15 protein-coding genes are annotated in these 15,469 nt (G+C 68.4%); 5 read left to right on the top strand and 10 right to left on the bottom strand.

The window, feature by feature from the left end:
* Window positions 1-7 precede the first annotated feature (7 nt).
* From JOD27_RS10095 to JOD27_RS10085, 3 genes are read right to left on the bottom strand one after another with little or no spacing between them, the layout of a single operon-like run.
* On the bottom strand, window positions 8-1,714 hold the full coding sequence (locus JOD27_RS10095) for a WXG100-like domain-containing protein (RefSeq protein WP_204761843.1): 1,707 nt from the start codon (window positions 1,712-1,714) through the stop codon (window positions 8-10).
* Complete coding sequence (locus JOD27_RS10090; protein WP_204761842.1) at window positions 1,711-2,019, bottom strand: hypothetical protein; 309 nt, start codon at window positions 2,017-2,019, stop codon at window positions 1,711-1,713. The genes JOD27_RS10095 and JOD27_RS10090 overlap by 4 nt, the downstream gene beginning before the upstream one ends.
* Before the next feature lie 23 nt (window positions 2,020-2,042).
* On the bottom strand, window positions 2,043-2,495 hold the full coding sequence (locus tag JOD27_RS10085) for a YbaB/EbfC family nucleoid-associated protein (protein ID WP_189259424.1): 453 nt from the start codon (window positions 2,493-2,495) through the stop codon (window positions 2,043-2,045).
* 131 nt (window positions 2,496-2,626) lie between these two features.
* Between JOD27_RS10085 and JOD27_RS10080 the strand changes: the two genes are divergently transcribed.
* Both JOD27_RS10080 and JOD27_RS10075 read left to right on the top strand, forming a co-directional pair.
* On the top strand, window positions 2,627-3,535 hold the full coding sequence (locus JOD27_RS10080) for an ABC transporter ATP-binding protein (RefSeq protein ID WP_204761841.1): 909 nt from the start codon (window positions 2,627-2,629) through the stop codon (window positions 3,533-3,535).
* Window positions 3,532-4,713, top strand: coding sequence for an ABC transporter permease (locus JOD27_RS10075; protein WP_204761840.1), 1,182 nt, complete (start codon window positions 3,532-3,534; stop codon window positions 4,711-4,713). Before JOD27_RS10080 ends, JOD27_RS10075 begins: the two co-directional genes overlap by 4 nt.
* 43 nt (window positions 4,714-4,756) lie before the next feature.
* Here JOD27_RS10075 and JOD27_RS10070 read toward each other — a convergent pair whose 3' ends face one another.
* The 4 genes from JOD27_RS10070 to JOD27_RS10055 all read right to left on the bottom strand — a co-directional run bounded on the left by JOD27_RS10070 (window position 4,757) and on the right by JOD27_RS10055 (window position 9,136).
* Window positions 4,757-5,998: a cryptochrome/photolyase family protein gene (locus tag JOD27_RS10070; RefSeq protein WP_204761839.1), complete on the bottom strand. Its 1,242-nt coding sequence runs from the start codon at window positions 5,996-5,998 to the stop codon at window positions 4,757-4,759.
* 70 nt (window positions 5,999-6,068) lie between these two features.
* On the bottom strand, window positions 6,069-7,382 hold the full coding sequence (locus JOD27_RS10065) for a citrate synthase (protein ID WP_204761838.1): 1,314 nt from the start codon (window positions 7,380-7,382) through the stop codon (window positions 6,069-6,071).
* 224 nt (window positions 7,383-7,606) lie between these two features.
* Entirely contained in the window at window positions 7,607-8,539 is a 933-nt protein-coding gene (locus tag JOD27_RS10060; protein ID WP_204761837.1) for a carbohydrate kinase family protein, read from the bottom strand.
* Window positions 8,540-8,545: 6 nt separating this feature from the next.
* Window positions 8,546-9,136 (bottom strand): TetR/AcrR family transcriptional regulator, encoded by a 591-nt coding sequence (locus JOD27_RS10055; RefSeq protein WP_204761836.1) that lies wholly within the window; start codon window positions 9,134-9,136, stop codon window positions 8,546-8,548.
* Between the two features lie 82 nt (window positions 9,137-9,218).
* On the opposite strand from JOD27_RS10055, the gene JOD27_RS10050 reads away from it, so the two are divergent.
* Window positions 9,219-10,358: an acyl-CoA dehydrogenase family protein gene (locus JOD27_RS10050; RefSeq protein WP_204761835.1), complete on the top strand. Its 1,140-nt coding sequence runs from the start codon at window positions 9,219-9,221 to the stop codon at window positions 10,356-10,358.
* Here the strand turns inward: JOD27_RS10050 and JOD27_RS10045 are convergent.
* Window positions 10,355-11,563 carry an amidohydrolase gene (locus JOD27_RS10045; RefSeq protein WP_204761834.1) on the bottom strand — a complete coding sequence of 403 codons (1,209 nt, stop codon included), beginning with the start codon at window positions 11,561-11,563 and terminating at the stop codon, window positions 10,355-10,357. The genes JOD27_RS10050 and JOD27_RS10045 overlap by 4 nt on opposite strands.
* 34 nt (window positions 11,564-11,597) lie before the next feature.
* A complete protein-coding gene (locus tag JOD27_RS10040; protein ID WP_204761833.1) occupies window positions 11,598-12,485 on the bottom strand; it encodes an aldose 1-epimerase family protein in 888 nt (295 codons plus the stop codon).
* A 38-nt stretch (window positions 12,486-12,523) separates the two neighbouring features.
* On the opposite strand from JOD27_RS10040, the gene JOD27_RS10035 reads away from it, so the two are divergent.
* The gene (locus JOD27_RS10035) at window positions 12,524-13,300 is read left to right on the top strand and encodes an MBL fold metallo-hydrolase (RefSeq protein WP_204761832.1); all 777 of its coding nucleotides are present in this window, start codon (window positions 12,524-12,526) and stop codon (window positions 13,298-13,300) included.
* Window positions 13,297-14,016 carry an AAA family ATPase gene (locus tag JOD27_RS10030; RefSeq protein WP_204761831.1) on the top strand — a complete coding sequence of 240 codons (720 nt, stop codon included), beginning with the start codon at window positions 13,297-13,299 and terminating at the stop codon, window positions 14,014-14,016. Before JOD27_RS10035 ends, JOD27_RS10030 begins: the two co-directional genes overlap by 4 nt.
* Window position 14,017: 1 nt before the next feature.
* Here the strand turns inward: JOD27_RS10030 and JOD27_RS10025 are convergent, their stop codons facing one another.
* Complete coding sequence (locus tag JOD27_RS10025; protein WP_204761830.1) at window positions 14,018-15,412, bottom strand: APC family permease; 1,395 nt, start codon at window positions 15,410-15,412, stop codon at window positions 14,018-14,020.
* Window positions 15,413-15,469: the final 57 nt, after the last annotated feature.

The following is a 15,469-nucleotide window of genomic DNA, read 5'->3' as shown; positions in this document are numbered from 1 at the left end:
GGCTTGATCACTCGCCGATGACCGGCTTCGCGGCCTTGGGCGGTTCGACGAGGGCTTCACCGTCGATCCGCACCTTCCGCTTGTGCTCGCTGTTGCCGCCCTGCTGACCGCCGGCACCGGCACCCATCGGAGCGCCGCCCATCATGCCGCCGCCCGCGCCACCGGCACCGCCACCACCGGGACCGCGCGCGGCAGCGGCACCACCCGCAGCGGCACCTCCAGTGGCACCACCGGCCGCCATGACACCGGCCGCACCACCGAACTGCGTCGCCGCGGTACCACCGGCACCGCCACCACCGGCCGGGCCGCCGAGACCGGCGGGCATGCCGCCCCCGCCGCCACCGGCGCCGCCCATGCCCTTGGGGACGCCGCCGCCTCCGCCACCACCACCGCCGCCGCCTCCGGTCGAGGTCGAGGTGGAGGCCGCGGCCGCCGCGTGGTCGGTGGTGGTCGGGCGGTACCAGTCGGCGTTCGTCGTGGTCGGCGTGGAGCCGAACGACGGGGGCTTGGTCACGCCACCGGCCGCCGTGGTCGTGTCCTGCTCCCAGTGGCCCGGCACCCAGCGACCGTGCCCCTGGCCAGTGCCGGAACCCGAACCTGGCGGCGTGTAGCCGGGGCTGACCTGGCCGCCCGAACCGCCACCGGGCGGCCGTCCGCCCTGGGTGCCGCCCTGCTGCGAGCCGGGCGGGGTGTAGACCGGGGCCACGTGGCCACCGGCGCCCGCTCCGCCGCCTGCACCGGACGTGGAGCCGACCGGAACGCCGCTGGGAGGCGTGTAGACGGGTGCGACCTGGGGGCCCGCACCCGCCGTGTTCGTGCCGCCCTGGTAGCTCCCCGCGCCGCTGGTGAACGTGCCACCGGCACCGGTGTGGGCCTGGTTCTGCTGGCCCGCGCCGAGGCCGTCGAAGCCGCCGGCGGTCGGCCTGCTGGCGCCACCGCCACCACCGGCGCCCTTGTGCGCCATGGAGGAGATCGCGTTGATGACCTGCTCGGCGATCTTGGCGATCTGCGAGACCTGCTTGATCAGGTTCATCAGCTTCTGCACCGAGCCGAGCAGCTTCTGCAGGAAGTCCGCCAGCTTCTGCGCGTACCTGACCGCGGTGGACACGATGTCCGCGATGGCACCGGCGATGGCCGCGCCGAAGGTGAGGAACGACGCCGCGAGCCACTGGATGATCTTCATGACCATGTCGGCGACGGCCTGGCTGATCAGGTCCATGATCTGCTTGCGGACCTCGGCGACGAGCTTGCCCGCGCCCTCGACCGCCGCGGCGATGCCCTGGGTCGCCTTCGAGAGCGACTCCAGGCCACCAGCGTGCTTCTTGGCGGCGGCGCGGTAGGCGTCAGCGGCCCTGCCCTGCCACTCGCGGGTCTGCGTGACGCAGATGCGCTGGTACTCCTGCGCGATGCCGTGCACCTGCTGACCTGCCGACCGGTAGGTGTCCGCCATCCTGGAGATGGACTCCGGGCTGCCCAGCAGCATGTCGAACGGCTCACGCAGGAAGTCGACGTGCTGGATCGCCCAGCTGAACCCGGCGGCCAGGAAGCCGCTCAGCGGGTTGCCGGACATGCCGATCATGCCCATGGCCGTGTTGGCCATGCCCAGACCCGCGTTGACCCAGTCGCCCCGCTCGATCGCGGAGTACGTGTTCGAGATGTTGCTGATCAGCTGCTGGGTGTCCTGACCAGAGCTCTGCTGTGCGGGAGCGTTCATCCCCGGCCTCCCTGGAAGCCGAACATGTTGTCGAGGTCGACCTGCTCGTACTGCTCGATGGTCTCCTTGAGCCCGTTGCCCATGTCCATGAGCGAGTTCGCGGCCTTCCCGAGCCCGTCCTGCCCGAGGCCTGCCTGCTGGAGCACGTACTGGGCCAGGAAGCCCAGGAAGACGCCGAACGCCTGACTCGTGAGCGCGCCCGGATCGCACGTCTCGGTGGCCTTCCGCATCCGCTCCATGAGCCGGTCCACGCTGGCGGCGTGAGATCTCAGCTCATCGAGATCGATGTTGAAGTGCTGCTGCATCGCCTAACCCCCTCCTCCTGCACTCAGGCCATGACGTCGGGCGGGTTGGTGAAGTACTCGTCGTCGGGCCGCGTGTCCTTGCGCTCCAACTCCGACTTCGGTTCTTCCTCGTCGGTTCCGTCGCCCGCGTATCCGTTCGGCATCTGCGCCTTCACGAACTCCAGCGCAGGGCTGTCGCCGACGAAGTCCGTCATGATCTGGACGACGCGGCCGGAGGCGTCCCGCTGCGCCTTGGCCGAGGCGGCGAGCACTGCTGAGGCGATCTCGCTGGGGTCCATGCCGCGGGCCTCCGGCTTGATCTGCAGGTCGGTCAGCACGCCCGTGGCGTTGACAGTCACCGTGATCAGGCCGTCCGGCGAGCTGGCGCTCCCGCCCACACCACCGAGCTGGCCTGCGGCCTGTTCGGCCTGCTGCTTCGCCTGCTCGATCTTCGCCCCGTACTGCTTGAGCCACTGATCGGGGTCAATGGGCTGCATGGTCACACCCCCGTTGAGTGAATTGGTCGTTCGTTCGATTCGCCGTAGACGCCCGTATCGTTTCACTCGTTCCCTGCTCACCGATACTTTGAGTCCGATTACCGCCATCCGGGCTAACGAAGGGGTGCACCGTGCCTGAGGGGGTGCTGGAGATCGACCGGATCTCCAAGCGCTACGGGGAGGTCGTCGCCCTGCAGAACATGTCTTTTGACGTGCGTGCGGGCGAGCTCTTCGGATTCGTCGGCAGCAACGGCGCCGGGAAGACCACGACCATGCGCATCGCGCTGGGCGTGCTCGCGGCCGACTCCGGCGAGGTGCGGTGGAACGGAAGAGCCGTCGACCTCGACACGCGCCGCCGAGTCGGGTACATGCCGGAGGAGCGAGGGCTGTACCCGCGGATGCGGGTGCTCGACCAGCTCGTCTACCTGGCCGAGCTGCACGGCATGAGCACGAACGAGGCCCACACGAGCGCCGAGAACTGGATCGCGCGCCTCGGCCTGCGCGACCGCCGCACGGACGAGGTGCAGCGGCTGAGCCTCGGCAACCAGCAGCGCGTCCAGCTCGCCGCCGCCCTGGTGCACGAGCCGGACGTCCTGGTGCTCGACGAGCCGTTCTCCGGCCTCGACCCGGTCGCGGTGGACGTGATGAGCCACGTGCTGCGCGAGAAGGCGTCCTCCGGGGTGCCCGTGGTGTTCTCCAGCCACCAGCTTGACCTGGTGGAACGGCTGTGCGACCGGGTCGGCATCGTCAGCGCCGGTTCGATGGTCGCGATCGGCACGGTGGACGAGCTGCGCTCCGGCGGAGTGCCACGCCTGGTCGTTGAGTCGCCAACCACCGACTGGACTGCCACGCTGGACGGTGTGCGGGTGATCGAGAAGAACGGGACGCGCTGCGTGTTGGAGCTCGCGTCCGGCGTCGACGACCAGACGGTGCTGCACGCCGCACTGGCCGCGGGCCCCGTGCACGAGTTCTCCCGGCAGCGCCCGACGCTGACCGAGCTGTTCCGCAACGTGGTGACCACCGAGGCGAGGAGCACATGACGTCGGCCCGAGCGGTCTCGTTGGTGGCACGGCGCGAGTTCGTCACGAAGGTGCGCACCAGGTCGTTCCTGATCGGCACTGCGGTGATCATCGCCGTGCTCGCCGGGTACGTGGTGCTGCAGTCGGTGCTGTTCGACGACCAGCAGCGCAGCGTCGTCGGCCTCTCCGGACAGGCGACGCAGCTCGCGGATCCGTTGCGGCAGAAGGCGAAGTCGTTCGGCATCGAGGTCGAGACGAAGGACGTCACGACCGTCGAGAACGCCGAGCAGCAGGTCCGCGACGGCTCGCTGGACGCGCTGGTGACGGGTGCCCCACCGGCGTTGAAGATGATCGTCAAGGGCTCCGGCGACGAGGTCCTGACGACGGTGCTGAACGACGTGCTGCGGCAGCAGGTGCTGGTCGCCCAGCTCGCCGAGGCGGGCATCACCCCGCAGCAGGTCGCGCAGAACCTCGCGAACGTCAGCGTCGCCGTCACCGCGCTGGAACCCGTTGATCCGCAACGAGATCAGCGCCTGGCCATCGGTCTGATCGTGGCCGCGCTGCTGTACTACTCGCTGCTCGTCTACGGCACGATGGTCGCGCAGGGCGTGGTAGAGGAGAAGTCCAGCCGCGTCGTCGAGATCCTGCTCGCGACGGTCCGGCCGTGGCAGTTGTTGCTGGGCAAGGTGATCGGCCTCGGCGCTGTCGGCCTGCTGCAGCTGCTGGTGATCTCCACCGTCGGGCTGGGACTGTCGTCGGCGTTCGACGTGGTCGACGTGGGCGCGCTGGGCGGAACGGCTCTGCTGACGGGAGTTCTCTGGTACCTGCTCGGCTTCTTCCTGTACGCCACGGTGTTCGCGGCCGCCGCATCGCTGGTGTCGCGCCAGGAGGAGCTGCAGTCGGTGCTGACACCGATCAGCATGACGATCATCGTGGCGTTCGTGGCCGGCATCAACCTGATGATCGGCAGTCCGTCCGGCCCTGCCGTCACGGTGCTGTCGCTGCTGCCGCCGTTCGCACCGATCCTCATGCCCGGCCGGATGGCGATGGGCGTGGCGACCACCTGGCAGGTGGTTCTGGCGATCGTGCTGGCACTGACGGCGATCGCGGCGATCACCTGGCTGGGCGGCAAGGTCTACGCGAACGCCGTGCTGCGCACCGGCGCTCGCGTCAAGCTGCGGGAAGCTCTCAGAGCCTAGGCCTGGATCCGGACCACGCCTGGGAGCTGCTACGCCGTGACGCTCACCTGATGGCCTGATACCGGTCGAGCGCCACCTGGCGTTCGACCGCGTGGTCGACGATCGGTGTGATGCTGCTGGAATCCGGTGCGTACCTGCGCACGTACGCACCGTCCGGGTCGAACTTCTTGGCCTGGGTCAACGGGTTGAACACGCGGAAGAACGGCGCGGCGTCCGTGCCGCAGCCCGCGACCCACTGCCAGTTGTGCTGGTTCGAGGCGATGTCGCCGTCGACGAGGTGCCTCATGAAGTGCCGCGCGCCCCACCACCACGGCAGGTGCAGGTCCTTGACGAGGAAGCTGGCCACGATCATGCGCACCCTGTTGTGCAGGAAGCCTTCTTGCCGCAGCTGGCGCATGCCGGCGTCGACGATCGGGTAGCCGGTGCGCCCCTGCTTCCAGGCCTCGAAGAGCTCCTCGTCGTGGTCGTGCTTCATCCGGTCGAACTTGCGGTCGTGGTTCTCCCGCGCGGTTTCCGGCCGGTGCCACAGCACGTCGGCGTAGAACTCGCGCCAGGCGAGCTCGCTGCGGAACATGCCGTAGCAGTCCTGCAGGAGCGTCCTGGGGTGCAGCACGCCGAACTTGAGGAACGCCGACAGCCTGCTGGTCGCGTCGAGATCGGGACGGTCGCGGGTGGAGTCGTAGTCCGGCAGCCGTTCGTCGCGGAACTCCTCCCACCACGCCTGGGCGTCCGGGAGTTTCTCTTTGGTCGCCGGGAGTTTCGTGCTGTGTGCCGGTTTCACCCAGTCCAGAGTGGACCTGTCCGTGTCGGCGGGCCTGCGACAGCCGTGGTCGAGCCAGGCGTTGCGGAACGGCGTGAAGACCTTGAACGGGGTGCCGTCCGATTTCCGGACACGGCCCGGCGTGACGGCGTAGGGCGAGCCGGAGCGAACGAGTTCGATGTCCCCCAGCGCTTCCGCGACGGCCTCGTCGCGCTTGCGGCCGTACGGCGCGCAGTCCGCGGTGATGTGGACGCTTCCCGCCCCGATTTCCTTCGCGATGCGCGGAACGGTCTTCACCGGGTCGCCTCGCACGATCATCAGCCGGCCGCCGAGTTCGTCGTTCAATGCGTGCAGGCAACGGTGGAGGAAATCGATTCGCGGTTGCCCGGAAGGTTTCAGCAACCTGTCGTCGAGAACGAACAATCCGAGTGCGCGGGGAGACCTTTCCGCAGCCGCGAGAATGGCCGGATGATCGGATGTCCGCAAATCGCGGCGGAACCAGACGAGCGAGGGCTGGGAACTCACCGGTCGACGCTAAAGCGTGCGGGGCGCGCCTGCATGACAGGCACGCCCCGCACGGGTGAAGCGGTACAGCTCAGCGGTTCTCGATCGCGACGAAGTCGCGCTCGGTCGGACCGGTGTAGATCTGCCGCGGACGGCCGATCTTGGTGGCCGGGTCGTTGATCATCTCGCGCCAGTGCGCGATCCAGCCGGGGAGCCGGCCGAGCGCGAACAGCACGGTGAAGAACTTCGTCGGGAAGCCCATCGCCCGGTAGATCAGACCCGTGTAGAAGTCCACGTTCGGGTAGAGCTTGCGGGAGATGAAGTAGTCATCCGCCAGCGCGGTGTCCTCCAGCTGCTTCGCGATGTCGAGCAGCTGGTCGTTGGCGCCGAGCTTGCCGAGGATCTCGTCGGCCGTCTTCTTGATGATCGCGGCGCGCGGGTCGTAGTTCTTGTAGACCCGGTGGCCGAAGCCCATCAGGCGGACGCCGTCCTCCTTGTTCTTGACCTTGTTGACGAACGCAGCCACGTCGCCGCCGTCGGCCTTGATCTTCTCGAGCATCTCGAGCACCGCGCTGTTCGCGCCGCCGTGCAGCGGGCCGAACAGGGCGTTGATGCCCGCGGAGATGGACGCGAAGAGGTTCGCCTCGGACGAGCCGACCAGGCGCACGGTCGACGTGGAGCAGTTCTGCTCGTGGTCGGCGTGCAGGATGAACAGCAGGTCGAGCGCGCGGACCAGATCCGGGTCGAGGTCGTAGGCCTCGGCCGGGAAGCCGAAGGTCATCCGCAGGAAGTTCTCCACCAGGCCAAGCGAGTTGTCCGGGTAGAGGAACGGCTGGCCGATCGACTTCTTGTAGGCGTAGGCCGCGATCGTCGGCAGCTTCGCGAGCAGGCGGATCGTGGAGATCTCGACCTGGTTCGCGTCGAACGGCGACAGCGAGTCCTGGTAGAAGGTCGACAGTGCCGACACCGCGGAGGACAGCACCGGCATCGGGTGCGCGTCGCGCGGGAAGCCGTCGAAGAAGCGCTTGAGGTCCTCGTGCAGCAGCGTGTGGCGGCTGATCTTCTGCGAGAAGTCCTCGAGCTGGGCGGCCGTGGGCAGCTCGCCGTAGATGAGGAGGTAGCTGACCTCGATGAAGTTCGAACGCTGGGCCAGCTGCTCGATCGGATACCCGCGGTAACGCAGGATGCCCGCGTCACCGTCGATGTAGGTGATCTGGGAGGAGCAGGAGGCCGTGTTGACGAAACCGGTGTCCAGGGTTACCAGACCGGTCGTCGACAGCAGTTTGCCGAGTTCGATGCCGGACGCGCCTTCGGTCGCCGGCACCACCTTCATCTCGAGCTCTCCGCCCCCGTGGCGCAGCGCGACGGTCTGGGTGTCGTTCGGCGCAGTCGTCGCGTCGGGCATTCAAGTCCCTCTCAACGCTCGGACGGGGTGGCGGCAGGTCGCACGGCCTGCCCTCGTCTCGGACCACCCCGTTGGGATCTGAGTCTTCTAAGTTCACTCACGCTAGTCGGCGGAAGGCCCGCCTCGCAGCAGCGGTGTGAACCGATTCTGTGAGATGGGACCGGCATCACATCCGTAATGCCAGTTTCTAGCGCGGCTCCTTCACGGTAGTCCGTTCCCCGGTTTTATCCAGCCAGTGCAGCGGTGAGTTCGCTCGCAAAGGGCGGTTCGGCACCCGCGCGCGAACATGTGATCGCGGCCGCGGCACCCGCGTAGGTCAATGCGGCGGTCCATTCATCACCCGTGAGAGCGCGCACCTTCTCCGCGCTCAAGGCGTCGTTGTCGTGCAGCCACGCGAGCAGGGCGCCTTGCACCGTGTCCCCGGCCCCGATCGTGTCGACCACGTCGACCTTCACGGGTGGCACGTCGACCCGGCCCGTGGCGGTGATCACCGAGAGACCGTCGCCACCCTTGGTGAGCACCACCGCGGCCGGTCCCTGTGAAATCCACGTCCTTGCGATCTCGATCACGTCGCCGTCCTCCGCCAGCCACTGGGCGTCCTCGACGGAGACCTTCAGCAGGCCGACATCGGGCAGCCAGGAGCGGAACCGCGCCCGGTACGCGCCCGGATCGGCGATGAGCCCCGCCCGGATGTTGGGGTCGAGCGCGGTGAGCAAGCGCTTGCTCTCGCGCCTGAGCACCGTCTCGTAGACGGACGCACCGGGCTCCAGGACGAGCGACAGCGTGCCGAACGACACGGCCTTCGCACCCTCCGGAAGCGGACCCGGGTCCTCCACCAGCCGGTCGGCGGTGCCGTCGACGTAGAACGAGTAGCGCGCGGAGCCGTCCTCGGCGAGCCCGACGACGGCGAGCGTGGTGTTCTCCTGCCCGCGCTGGACCAGGTCCGTGCTCACGTTCGACGCGTGCAGCCGCTTGATCAGCTGCTCGCCGAAGTGGTCGGCCGACACCCGCGACAGGAAGCCCGTCGGCACGTCCAGCCTGCCGAGCGCGACGGCCACGTTGTACGGCCCGCCGCCCAGCTTCGGCGCGAGCGGGGCGAGCTCGTCGTCCCCCACCGGCACCATGTCGACCAGTGCCTCACCAGCAACCACGATCACTGCGTTCTACTCCCTCTGGTGGGCTCCGTTCCGCTGGAGCCCATCCAACAACAGTTCACCCAGCGCGGTGAACGCCTCGGCGTCCGAAACGCCTGCCCGTTTCGTGAGGACTCCGGTCTGGATGCCCTCGATGAGCAGCCCGGCCATCTCGGCGAACAGCGTGGCGTGGACCTCGCGGAACACGTGCGTCTGCACGCCGTCCTGGATGAACGCCTTGATGCGCTCGGCCGCGGCGCGCGCGTTGCGCTCGTAGGTGGCACGCGTGGGCGGGAACGCGGACACGTCGGCGATGAACGCCGCCGAGGCCTTGCTGAGCTCCTCCGCGGCCCCCGCGAGGTAGCTGCCGATGCGTTTGCGCACGTCGTTGAGGCCCGCGATGCGCTTCTCGATGCGCTCGGCCGCCCCCTTGAAGTAGCGCCCGACCACCCGTACGGCGAGCTGTTCCTTGCTGCCGGCGAGCGCGTATAGCGTCGATTTCGAGCAGTGCAGCCTGCCCGCGATGTCATCCAGGGTCAGATGACCGAAGCCCTCGTTCAGGAAGAGGGTCTCCAACCGGGAGAGCAGCTCGGCCTGCCGCTGCGTGAGAGCCCGTGTCATATGACGACCCTGCCACACTGACTGGCAGCTGTACTGCCGTACGTCCTACAGTACAGCTACTAGTACTAACCGGAGGTCGACGATGCCCGCCGAGCGGCTGCTTCCCACGCAAGAGGCCGAGGACCTGATCGCGCTGGTCAAGGAGATCGCGCGGGACGAGCTGAAGCCGCACGCCGCGGACGCCGAGGAGAACGAGAAGTTCCCCCGCGAGGCGTTCCGCCTGCTGGGCAGGGCCGGTCTGCTGGGTCTGCCGTACCCGGAGGAGTTCGGCGGCGGCGCACAGCCCTACGAGGTGTACCTGCAGGCCCTCGAAGAGGTCGCCTCCGCGTGGATGACGGTCGCCGTGGGCCTCTCCGTCCACGTCATGTCCTGCTACGGCCTCGCCACGTTCGGCACGCGCGAACAGCAGGACCGCTGGCTCCCCGAGATGCTCGAGGGCGAGCTCCTCGGCGGCTACGCGCTGTCCGAGGTCCAGGCGGGCTCCGACCCGGCCGCCATGTCGACCCGCGCCGTCCGCGACGGCTCCGAGTACGTCGTGACGGGCACCAAGGCGTGGATCACGCACGCCGGCGCCGCCGACTTCTACACGCTGATGGCCCGCACGTCCCCCGACGGCGGCCGCGGCATCTCCTGCTTCCTCGCACCGGGTGCCGCGCCCGGACTGGAGGCGGCTCCCGCCGAGCGCAAGATGGGCCTCACCGGCTCGATCACCGCGCAGCTGTCGTTCGACGGCGTCCGCTTCGGCGCCGACCGCCTGATCGGCGACAAGGGCGACGGCCTGAAGATCGCACTGTCCGCTTTGGACTCGGGCCGCCTCGGCATCGCGGCCTGCGCCGTGGGCCTCGCCCAGGCGGCACTGGACGAGGCGGTCGCGTACGCCAAGACGCGCACCCAGTTCGGCCGTCCGATCATCGAGTTCCAGGGCCTCGAGTTCCTGCTCGCCGACATGGCCGCCGCCGTCGAGTCGGCCCGCGCCACGTACATCTCGGCCGCCCGCCGCCGTGACCGCGGGCTGCCGTTCCGCCAACAGGCGTCGATCGCCAAGCTGGTCGCCACCGATGCGGCGATGAAGGTGACGACCGACGCCGTGCAGGTGCTGGGCGGCGCGGGCTACACCCGCGACTTCCCGGTGGAGCGCTACATGCGTGAGGCGAAGGTCCTGCAGATCTTCGAGGGCACCAACCAGATCCAGCGCCTCGTGATCGGCAGGGGTCTGCGCTAGCTCTCGCGGTAGAAGGGGTCGGCGACGACCCCTTCGCCCTTGCGCTCGTCGAACGTGTAGACCTCACGGCCCTGCACGTACACGTGCAGCGCGCGGCTCATCACGTCCAGCGGATCGCCGGACCAGATCACCACGTCGCCGTCGAGGCCGGGCTTGAGCGCGCCGACGCGGTCGTCGAGGCCCATGATCCTGGCCGGGTTCGTCGTGATGCTGCGCAGCGCGGTGTCGCTGTCCAGCCCTTCCTTGACCGCCAGCGTGGCCTGGTGCACGAGGAAGTGGATCGGCACCACGGGGTGGTCCGTCGTGATGGCCAGCTCGACGCCCGCTCGGGCGAGGATGCCGGGGTTGCGCAGCCCCCGGTTGCGCAGCTCCACTTTGGACCGTGCGGTGAACAGCGGCCCGATGATCACCGGGATCCGCTTCTCCGCGATGAGGTCCGCGATCAGGTGCCCTTCGGTGCCGTGGTTGAGGATCAGCCGGTAGCCGAACTCCTCCGAGAGCCGGATCGCCGTCGCGATGTCGTCCGCCCGGTGCGCGTGCTGGCACCACGGCAGCTCACCGCTGAGCACCTTCGCCAGGATCTCCTGGGTGTTGTTGCGCTCGAAGGCTTTCCCGTCCTGCTCGGCCTCGGCCTTCTTCGCCGCGTAGTCCTGCGCCTTGGTCAGCTCGTCGCGGATCACCGCGGCGACACCCTGCCTGGTGGACGGCAGCTTGTTCTTGTCGCCGTAGACCCGCTTCGGGTTCTCGCCGAGCGCGCTCTTCACGCTGACCGGTTCCTTGATCAGCATCTCGTCGACCGTGCGCCCCCAGCACTTCACGGCCACCGTCTGCCCGCCGATCGGGTTGCCCGAGCCCGGCTTGATCACCGCCGTGGTCACCCCACCGCTGAGCGCGTCGGCGAAGCCGAGGTCAGCGGGGTTGATCGCGTCGAGCGCCCGCATCCGCGCGCCGACGGGATCCGTCATCTCGTTGGTGTCCTGGCCGGCCCAGCCCTCGGCCTCCTCGTGGACACCGATGTGCCCGTGCGCCTCGACGAAGCCGGGCAGCACCCAGGCACCGTCCGCGTCGACGACCTCAATCCCGTCCGGGATGTCGACGTCGGCACCAACCGCGACGATCTTCCCGTCCTGAATCAGGACAGTGCCGCCTTCGACGGGTTCGCCGTCGACGGGCACGACGTAGCCCCCGGTGATCGCGATGTTCATGGTTAGCAACGCTAACGGTTGCGTCCGCGTTTCGCTACGACAGCGGTTTGATCCCCCACCGGGCACCCCAGGTCTCGCCGGGAGCCACCCAGATCAGGTCCACGCCGGAGTTCAACGCGTCCGGCGGACAGGTCATCGGCTCGATCGCGACCGCCCGCCCCCGGTTCGGGTACGAGTCCGGCGTGTACACCTGCACCCACCGGAACGCCGGATCCGCCCACACCTCGACCCCGCCGGTCTCCGCGACCAGGGAGTGGTGCACCAGCCCGTCCCGCGCGGGCTCGCAGCCGCCGAACGGCGTGTCCAGCTGAACTCCGGCCAGCTCCCGCCCCTCACGGAAGTCGAACTCGGTCCCCTCCACCGGCACGGCTGCCCCTGAGGGCACCATCCGCTCGGTGTCCAGCGGCAGCACGGTCGTGGCCGCCAGCGTCAGCGTGCACTCGTCGGTGGCCGCGTTCCCGGCGCGCGGGTACGGGTGCGTCCCCACCCCGAACGGCGTGGCCAGGTCGCCGACGTTCTTGACGCCGTGCGTGACCGTCAGCCCGTTGTCGTCCAGCGCGTACGACACGGTGACGCGCAACGCCGCAGGCCACCCGGCCTGCGGCTCGACCAGCGTCTGCAGCGACACCAGCGACCCGGTGTGCTCCAGCACCGACCAGGGCCGCCGCCGGACCAGCCCGTGGATCGCGTTCCCCCGCGCCGGCTCCGTGACCTCGAGCTGCTGCACGACCCCGTCCAGCACCCAGGAGGCGCCCGCGGTGCGGTTGGGCCACGGCACGAGGACGGCACCGGCGCTCATCGGCGGTTTCTCGTCGGCCCCGAACGTCTCCACATACGGAACGCCGTCCACCTCGAAAGACCGCAGGCCCGCGCCTACAGTCGCGATCACGGCGGTGGCACCCTCGTACGAGATCCCCAACATGAGGCTGAAGCCTACGGGGCCAGCGGAAGGAATTGCCGATGAAGGTTCATCACCTCAACTGCGCCACCATGCGGCCGCCCCTGGTCGCGGGCGGCATCGTGGCGCACTGCCTGCTGATCGAGACCGACCAGGGCCTCGTGCTGGTCGACACGGGATTCGGCACGAACGAGGTGACCAACCCGAAGGCCACGATCGACGGCCTCAGCCGCACGCTGCTCAAGCCGTTGCTCGACATCAACGAGACGGCGATCTACCAGGTCGAGAAGCGCGGCTACGGCGCGGAGGACGTCCGGCACATCCTGCTCACCCACCTCGACCTGGACCACGCCGGCGGCCTGCGGGACTTCCCGAAGGCCACGGTCCACGTGCTGGACACCGAGCTGGAGGCCGCGACCAACCCCAAGGGCCCCAAGGAGCGAGCCCGGTACCCGAAGGCCCAGCGCGACGGCGTCACCTTCCGGACGCACAAGGCGGAGGGCGAGGACTGGTTCGGGTTCCAGGCCGTGCAGGACATCCCGGGCCTGCCGGAGGACATCCTCATGGTGCCGCTCATCGGCCACACCCGCGGCCACACCGGCATCGCGGTCAAGGGTGACGACGGCTGGCTGCTGCACGCCGGTGACGCGTACTTCTACCGCGGCGAGGTCGAGACGCCGCCGAGCAACATCTTCGCCCTCAAGCTCACCGCCAAGCAGACCGAGACGATCCGCGAGCAGCGTCTGTCCAATGTGGAACGCCTGCGGCAGCTCAAGGCCCAGGGCGAGGTCGAGGTGTTCTGCGCGCACGACCCGGTCGAGCTGGCCAGGCTGGCGTGACGTTCATCCACCGGGTCCGCCTCGACGAGCAGCACGACACACACCGGTACCCGTTCACACTGCCGGTCGTGCGGCACCTGATCAGGAACCCGATCGAGCTGAAGAAGCCGGTCACGTTCCTGGTGGGCGACAACGGCGCCGGCAAGTCCACGCTGATCGAGGCGATCGCGGTGGCGGCGGGGTTCAACGCGGAGGGCGGCTCGCAGTCGTTCCGCTTCGCGACCAGGGCGACCGAGTCGTCACTGGGCGAGTACCTCACTCTGAGCTGGGGCACCAGGAAACCCCGCACGGGGTACTTCCTGCGCGCCGAGTCGTTCTACAACGTCGCCACCGAGATCGACCGGATCGGCGACGGGATCCACGCCTCGTACGGCGGGAAGTCGTTGCACGAGCGCTCGCACGGCGAGAGCTTCATGGACCTGATGACGCACCGGTTCGGCGGGCGCGGGCTCTACGTGCTCGACGAGCCGGAGGCCGCGCTGTCGGTCAAGGGGTGCCTGACCGTGTTGCGACGCATGCACGAGCTCGTCGGCGAGGGCTCGCAGTTCATCATCGCCACGCACTCGCCGATCCTGCTCGCGGCACCGGACGCCACGATCCTGGAGATCGCGGACGGCGAGATCGACGAGGTCTCCTACGACACGGCGGAACCGGTCGCGCTCACCCGCAACTTCCTGAGTGAGCCCGACCGGTTCCTGAGGCACCTGTTCGATTGAACTACTTCGCCAGGTTCTCCGCGTCGATCTTCACCTTGCCGTGCGCCACGCGGTTGATGCCCCACAGCACGAGCCCGGCGAGCAGCAACCAGCCCGCGGTGGTGTAGTCGCTCCACGGACGGCCAGACGTCCAGGGCAGGACCAGGTAGGCACAGCAGATCGCGCCCAGCACCGGTGCCCACGTCGGTGCGCGGAAGTGCTTGTGGTCCACCTTCTCCTTGCGCAGCACCAGCAGCGCGACGTTGACGATCATGAAGACGATCAGCAGCAGCAACGACGTCGTGCCACCCAGCTTGGCCACGGTGCCCGTCGACACCAGGATCACCGCGAGGCCCGTGGTGAACACGATGGAGATCCACGGCGTGCGGCGGAAGGGATGCACGGTGTTGAAGAACTTGGGGATGATCCGCTCGTTCGCCATGCCGTAGAGCAGGCGGCTCGCCATCAGCATGTTGATCAGCGCCGAGTTGATCACCGCCAGCAGACCGATCAACGCGAAGACCCACAGAGGGAAGCCCGGAGCGCCCACCGAGACGACCTTCAGCAGTGCGTTGGTCTCCGCTTTCGCCAGTTCGTCAGCGGGGATCAGCAGCGAGGCCGTCGTCGTCACGAGGACGTAGATCAGCGCGGCGATGCCCATGCCCATGAGGATCGCGCGGGGGAAGATCTTCACCGGGTTCTGGCACTCCTCCGCCATGTTCACCGAGTCCTCGAACCCGACCATCGCGAAGAACGCCAGCGCGGTCGCCGAACTGATGGCGATCACGATGCCGGTCCCCCTGGGGTCCTCGACCTGGGTGAGGCGGCTCGGGTCACCGTCGCCGACCACCACGGCGTACGCGCCGATCGCGATCACGATGATCAGTCCGGACAGCTCGATGCAGGTCAGGACGACGTTCGCCTTCACGGACTCCGAGACGCCACGGAAGTTGACCAGGGCGAGGACCACGACGAAGACGATCGCCAGCGCCGTCCAGACGAACGCTTCCTTGGAGGTGGTGATGTCGAAGAACTCCACGAGCAACTGACGCAGGTAGGTGTTGCCGAACGTGAGCGCGGCCGACGAGGCGGACGTGAGACCCGAACACATCACGGCGAAGGCCACCATGAAGGTCAGGAACTGCAGCTTGAACGCTCTGTTCGTGTAGAGCGCGGCACCGGCCGCCTTGGGGTACTTGCCGACGAGTTCGATGTAGCTGAACGCGGTCAGGAAGGCGACCACGAACGCGAGCACGAAGGGCAGCCAGAGTGCGCCACCGATGTTCTTGGCGACGCTGCCGACCAGGGCGTAGATACCGGTACCGAGGATGTCGCCGACGACGAAGAACAACAGGAGCTTCGGGCCGATCGCCCGTTTCAGTTCCGGTTGCTCCGTTTGTGGAGTCGCTTCAGCCATGCCCTGGGATTGTGCCCGTTTTGCCTGACTACCAGCGGCAGCGATCACCCACCTCAC

It is taken from the genome of Lentzea nigeriaca (genome assembly GCF_016907955.1).
GTDB lineage: Bacteria > Actinomycetota > Actinomycetes > Mycobacteriales > Pseudonocardiaceae > Lentzea > Lentzea nigeriaca.
Note: the sequence above shows the minus strand (reverse complement) of the source record. Positions and strands in the feature narration are given on the sequence as shown.

Bases quoted from the DNA above. Each gene is read 5' to 3' on its own strand.
- JOD27_RS10025 (WP_204761830.1), bottom strand. From the start codon at position 15,412: ATGGCTGAAGCGACTCCACAAACGGAGCAACCGGAACTGAAACGGGCG.
- JOD27_RS10090 (WP_204761842.1), bottom strand. From the start codon at position 2,019: ATGCAGCAGCACTTCAACATCGATCTCGATGAGCTGAGATCTCACGCC.
- JOD27_RS10075 (WP_204761840.1), top strand. From the start codon at position 3,532: ATGACGTCGGCCCGAGCGGTCTCGTTGGTGGCACGGCGCGAGTTCGTC.
- JOD27_RS10065 (WP_204761838.1), bottom strand. From the start codon at position 7,382: ATGCCCGACGCGACGACTGCGCCGAACGACACCCAGACCGTCGCGCTG.
- JOD27_RS10040 (WP_204761833.1), bottom strand. From the start codon at position 12,485: ATGTTGGGGATCTCGTACGAGGGTGCCACCGCCGTGATCGCGACTGTA.
- JOD27_RS10095 (WP_204761843.1), bottom strand. From the start codon at position 1,714: ATGAACGCTCCCGCACAGCAGAGCTCTGGTCAGGACACCCAGCAGCTG.
- JOD27_RS10050 (WP_204761835.1), top strand. From the start codon at position 9,219: ATGCCCGCCGAGCGGCTGCTTCCCACGCAAGAGGCCGAGGACCTGATC.
- JOD27_RS10085 (WP_189259424.1), bottom strand. From the start codon at position 2,495: ATGCAGCCCATTGACCCCGATCAGTGGCTCAAGCAGTACGGGGCGAAG.
- JOD27_RS10055 (WP_204761836.1), bottom strand. From the start codon at position 9,136: ATGACACGGGCTCTCACGCAGCGGCAGGCCGAGCTGCTCTCCCGGTTG.
- JOD27_RS10035 (WP_204761832.1), top strand. From the start codon at position 12,524: ATGAAGGTTCATCACCTCAACTGCGCCACCATGCGGCCGCCCCTGGTC.
- JOD27_RS10045 (WP_204761834.1), bottom strand. From the start codon at position 11,563: ATGAACATCGCGATCACCGGGGGCTACGTCGTGCCCGTCGACGGCGAA.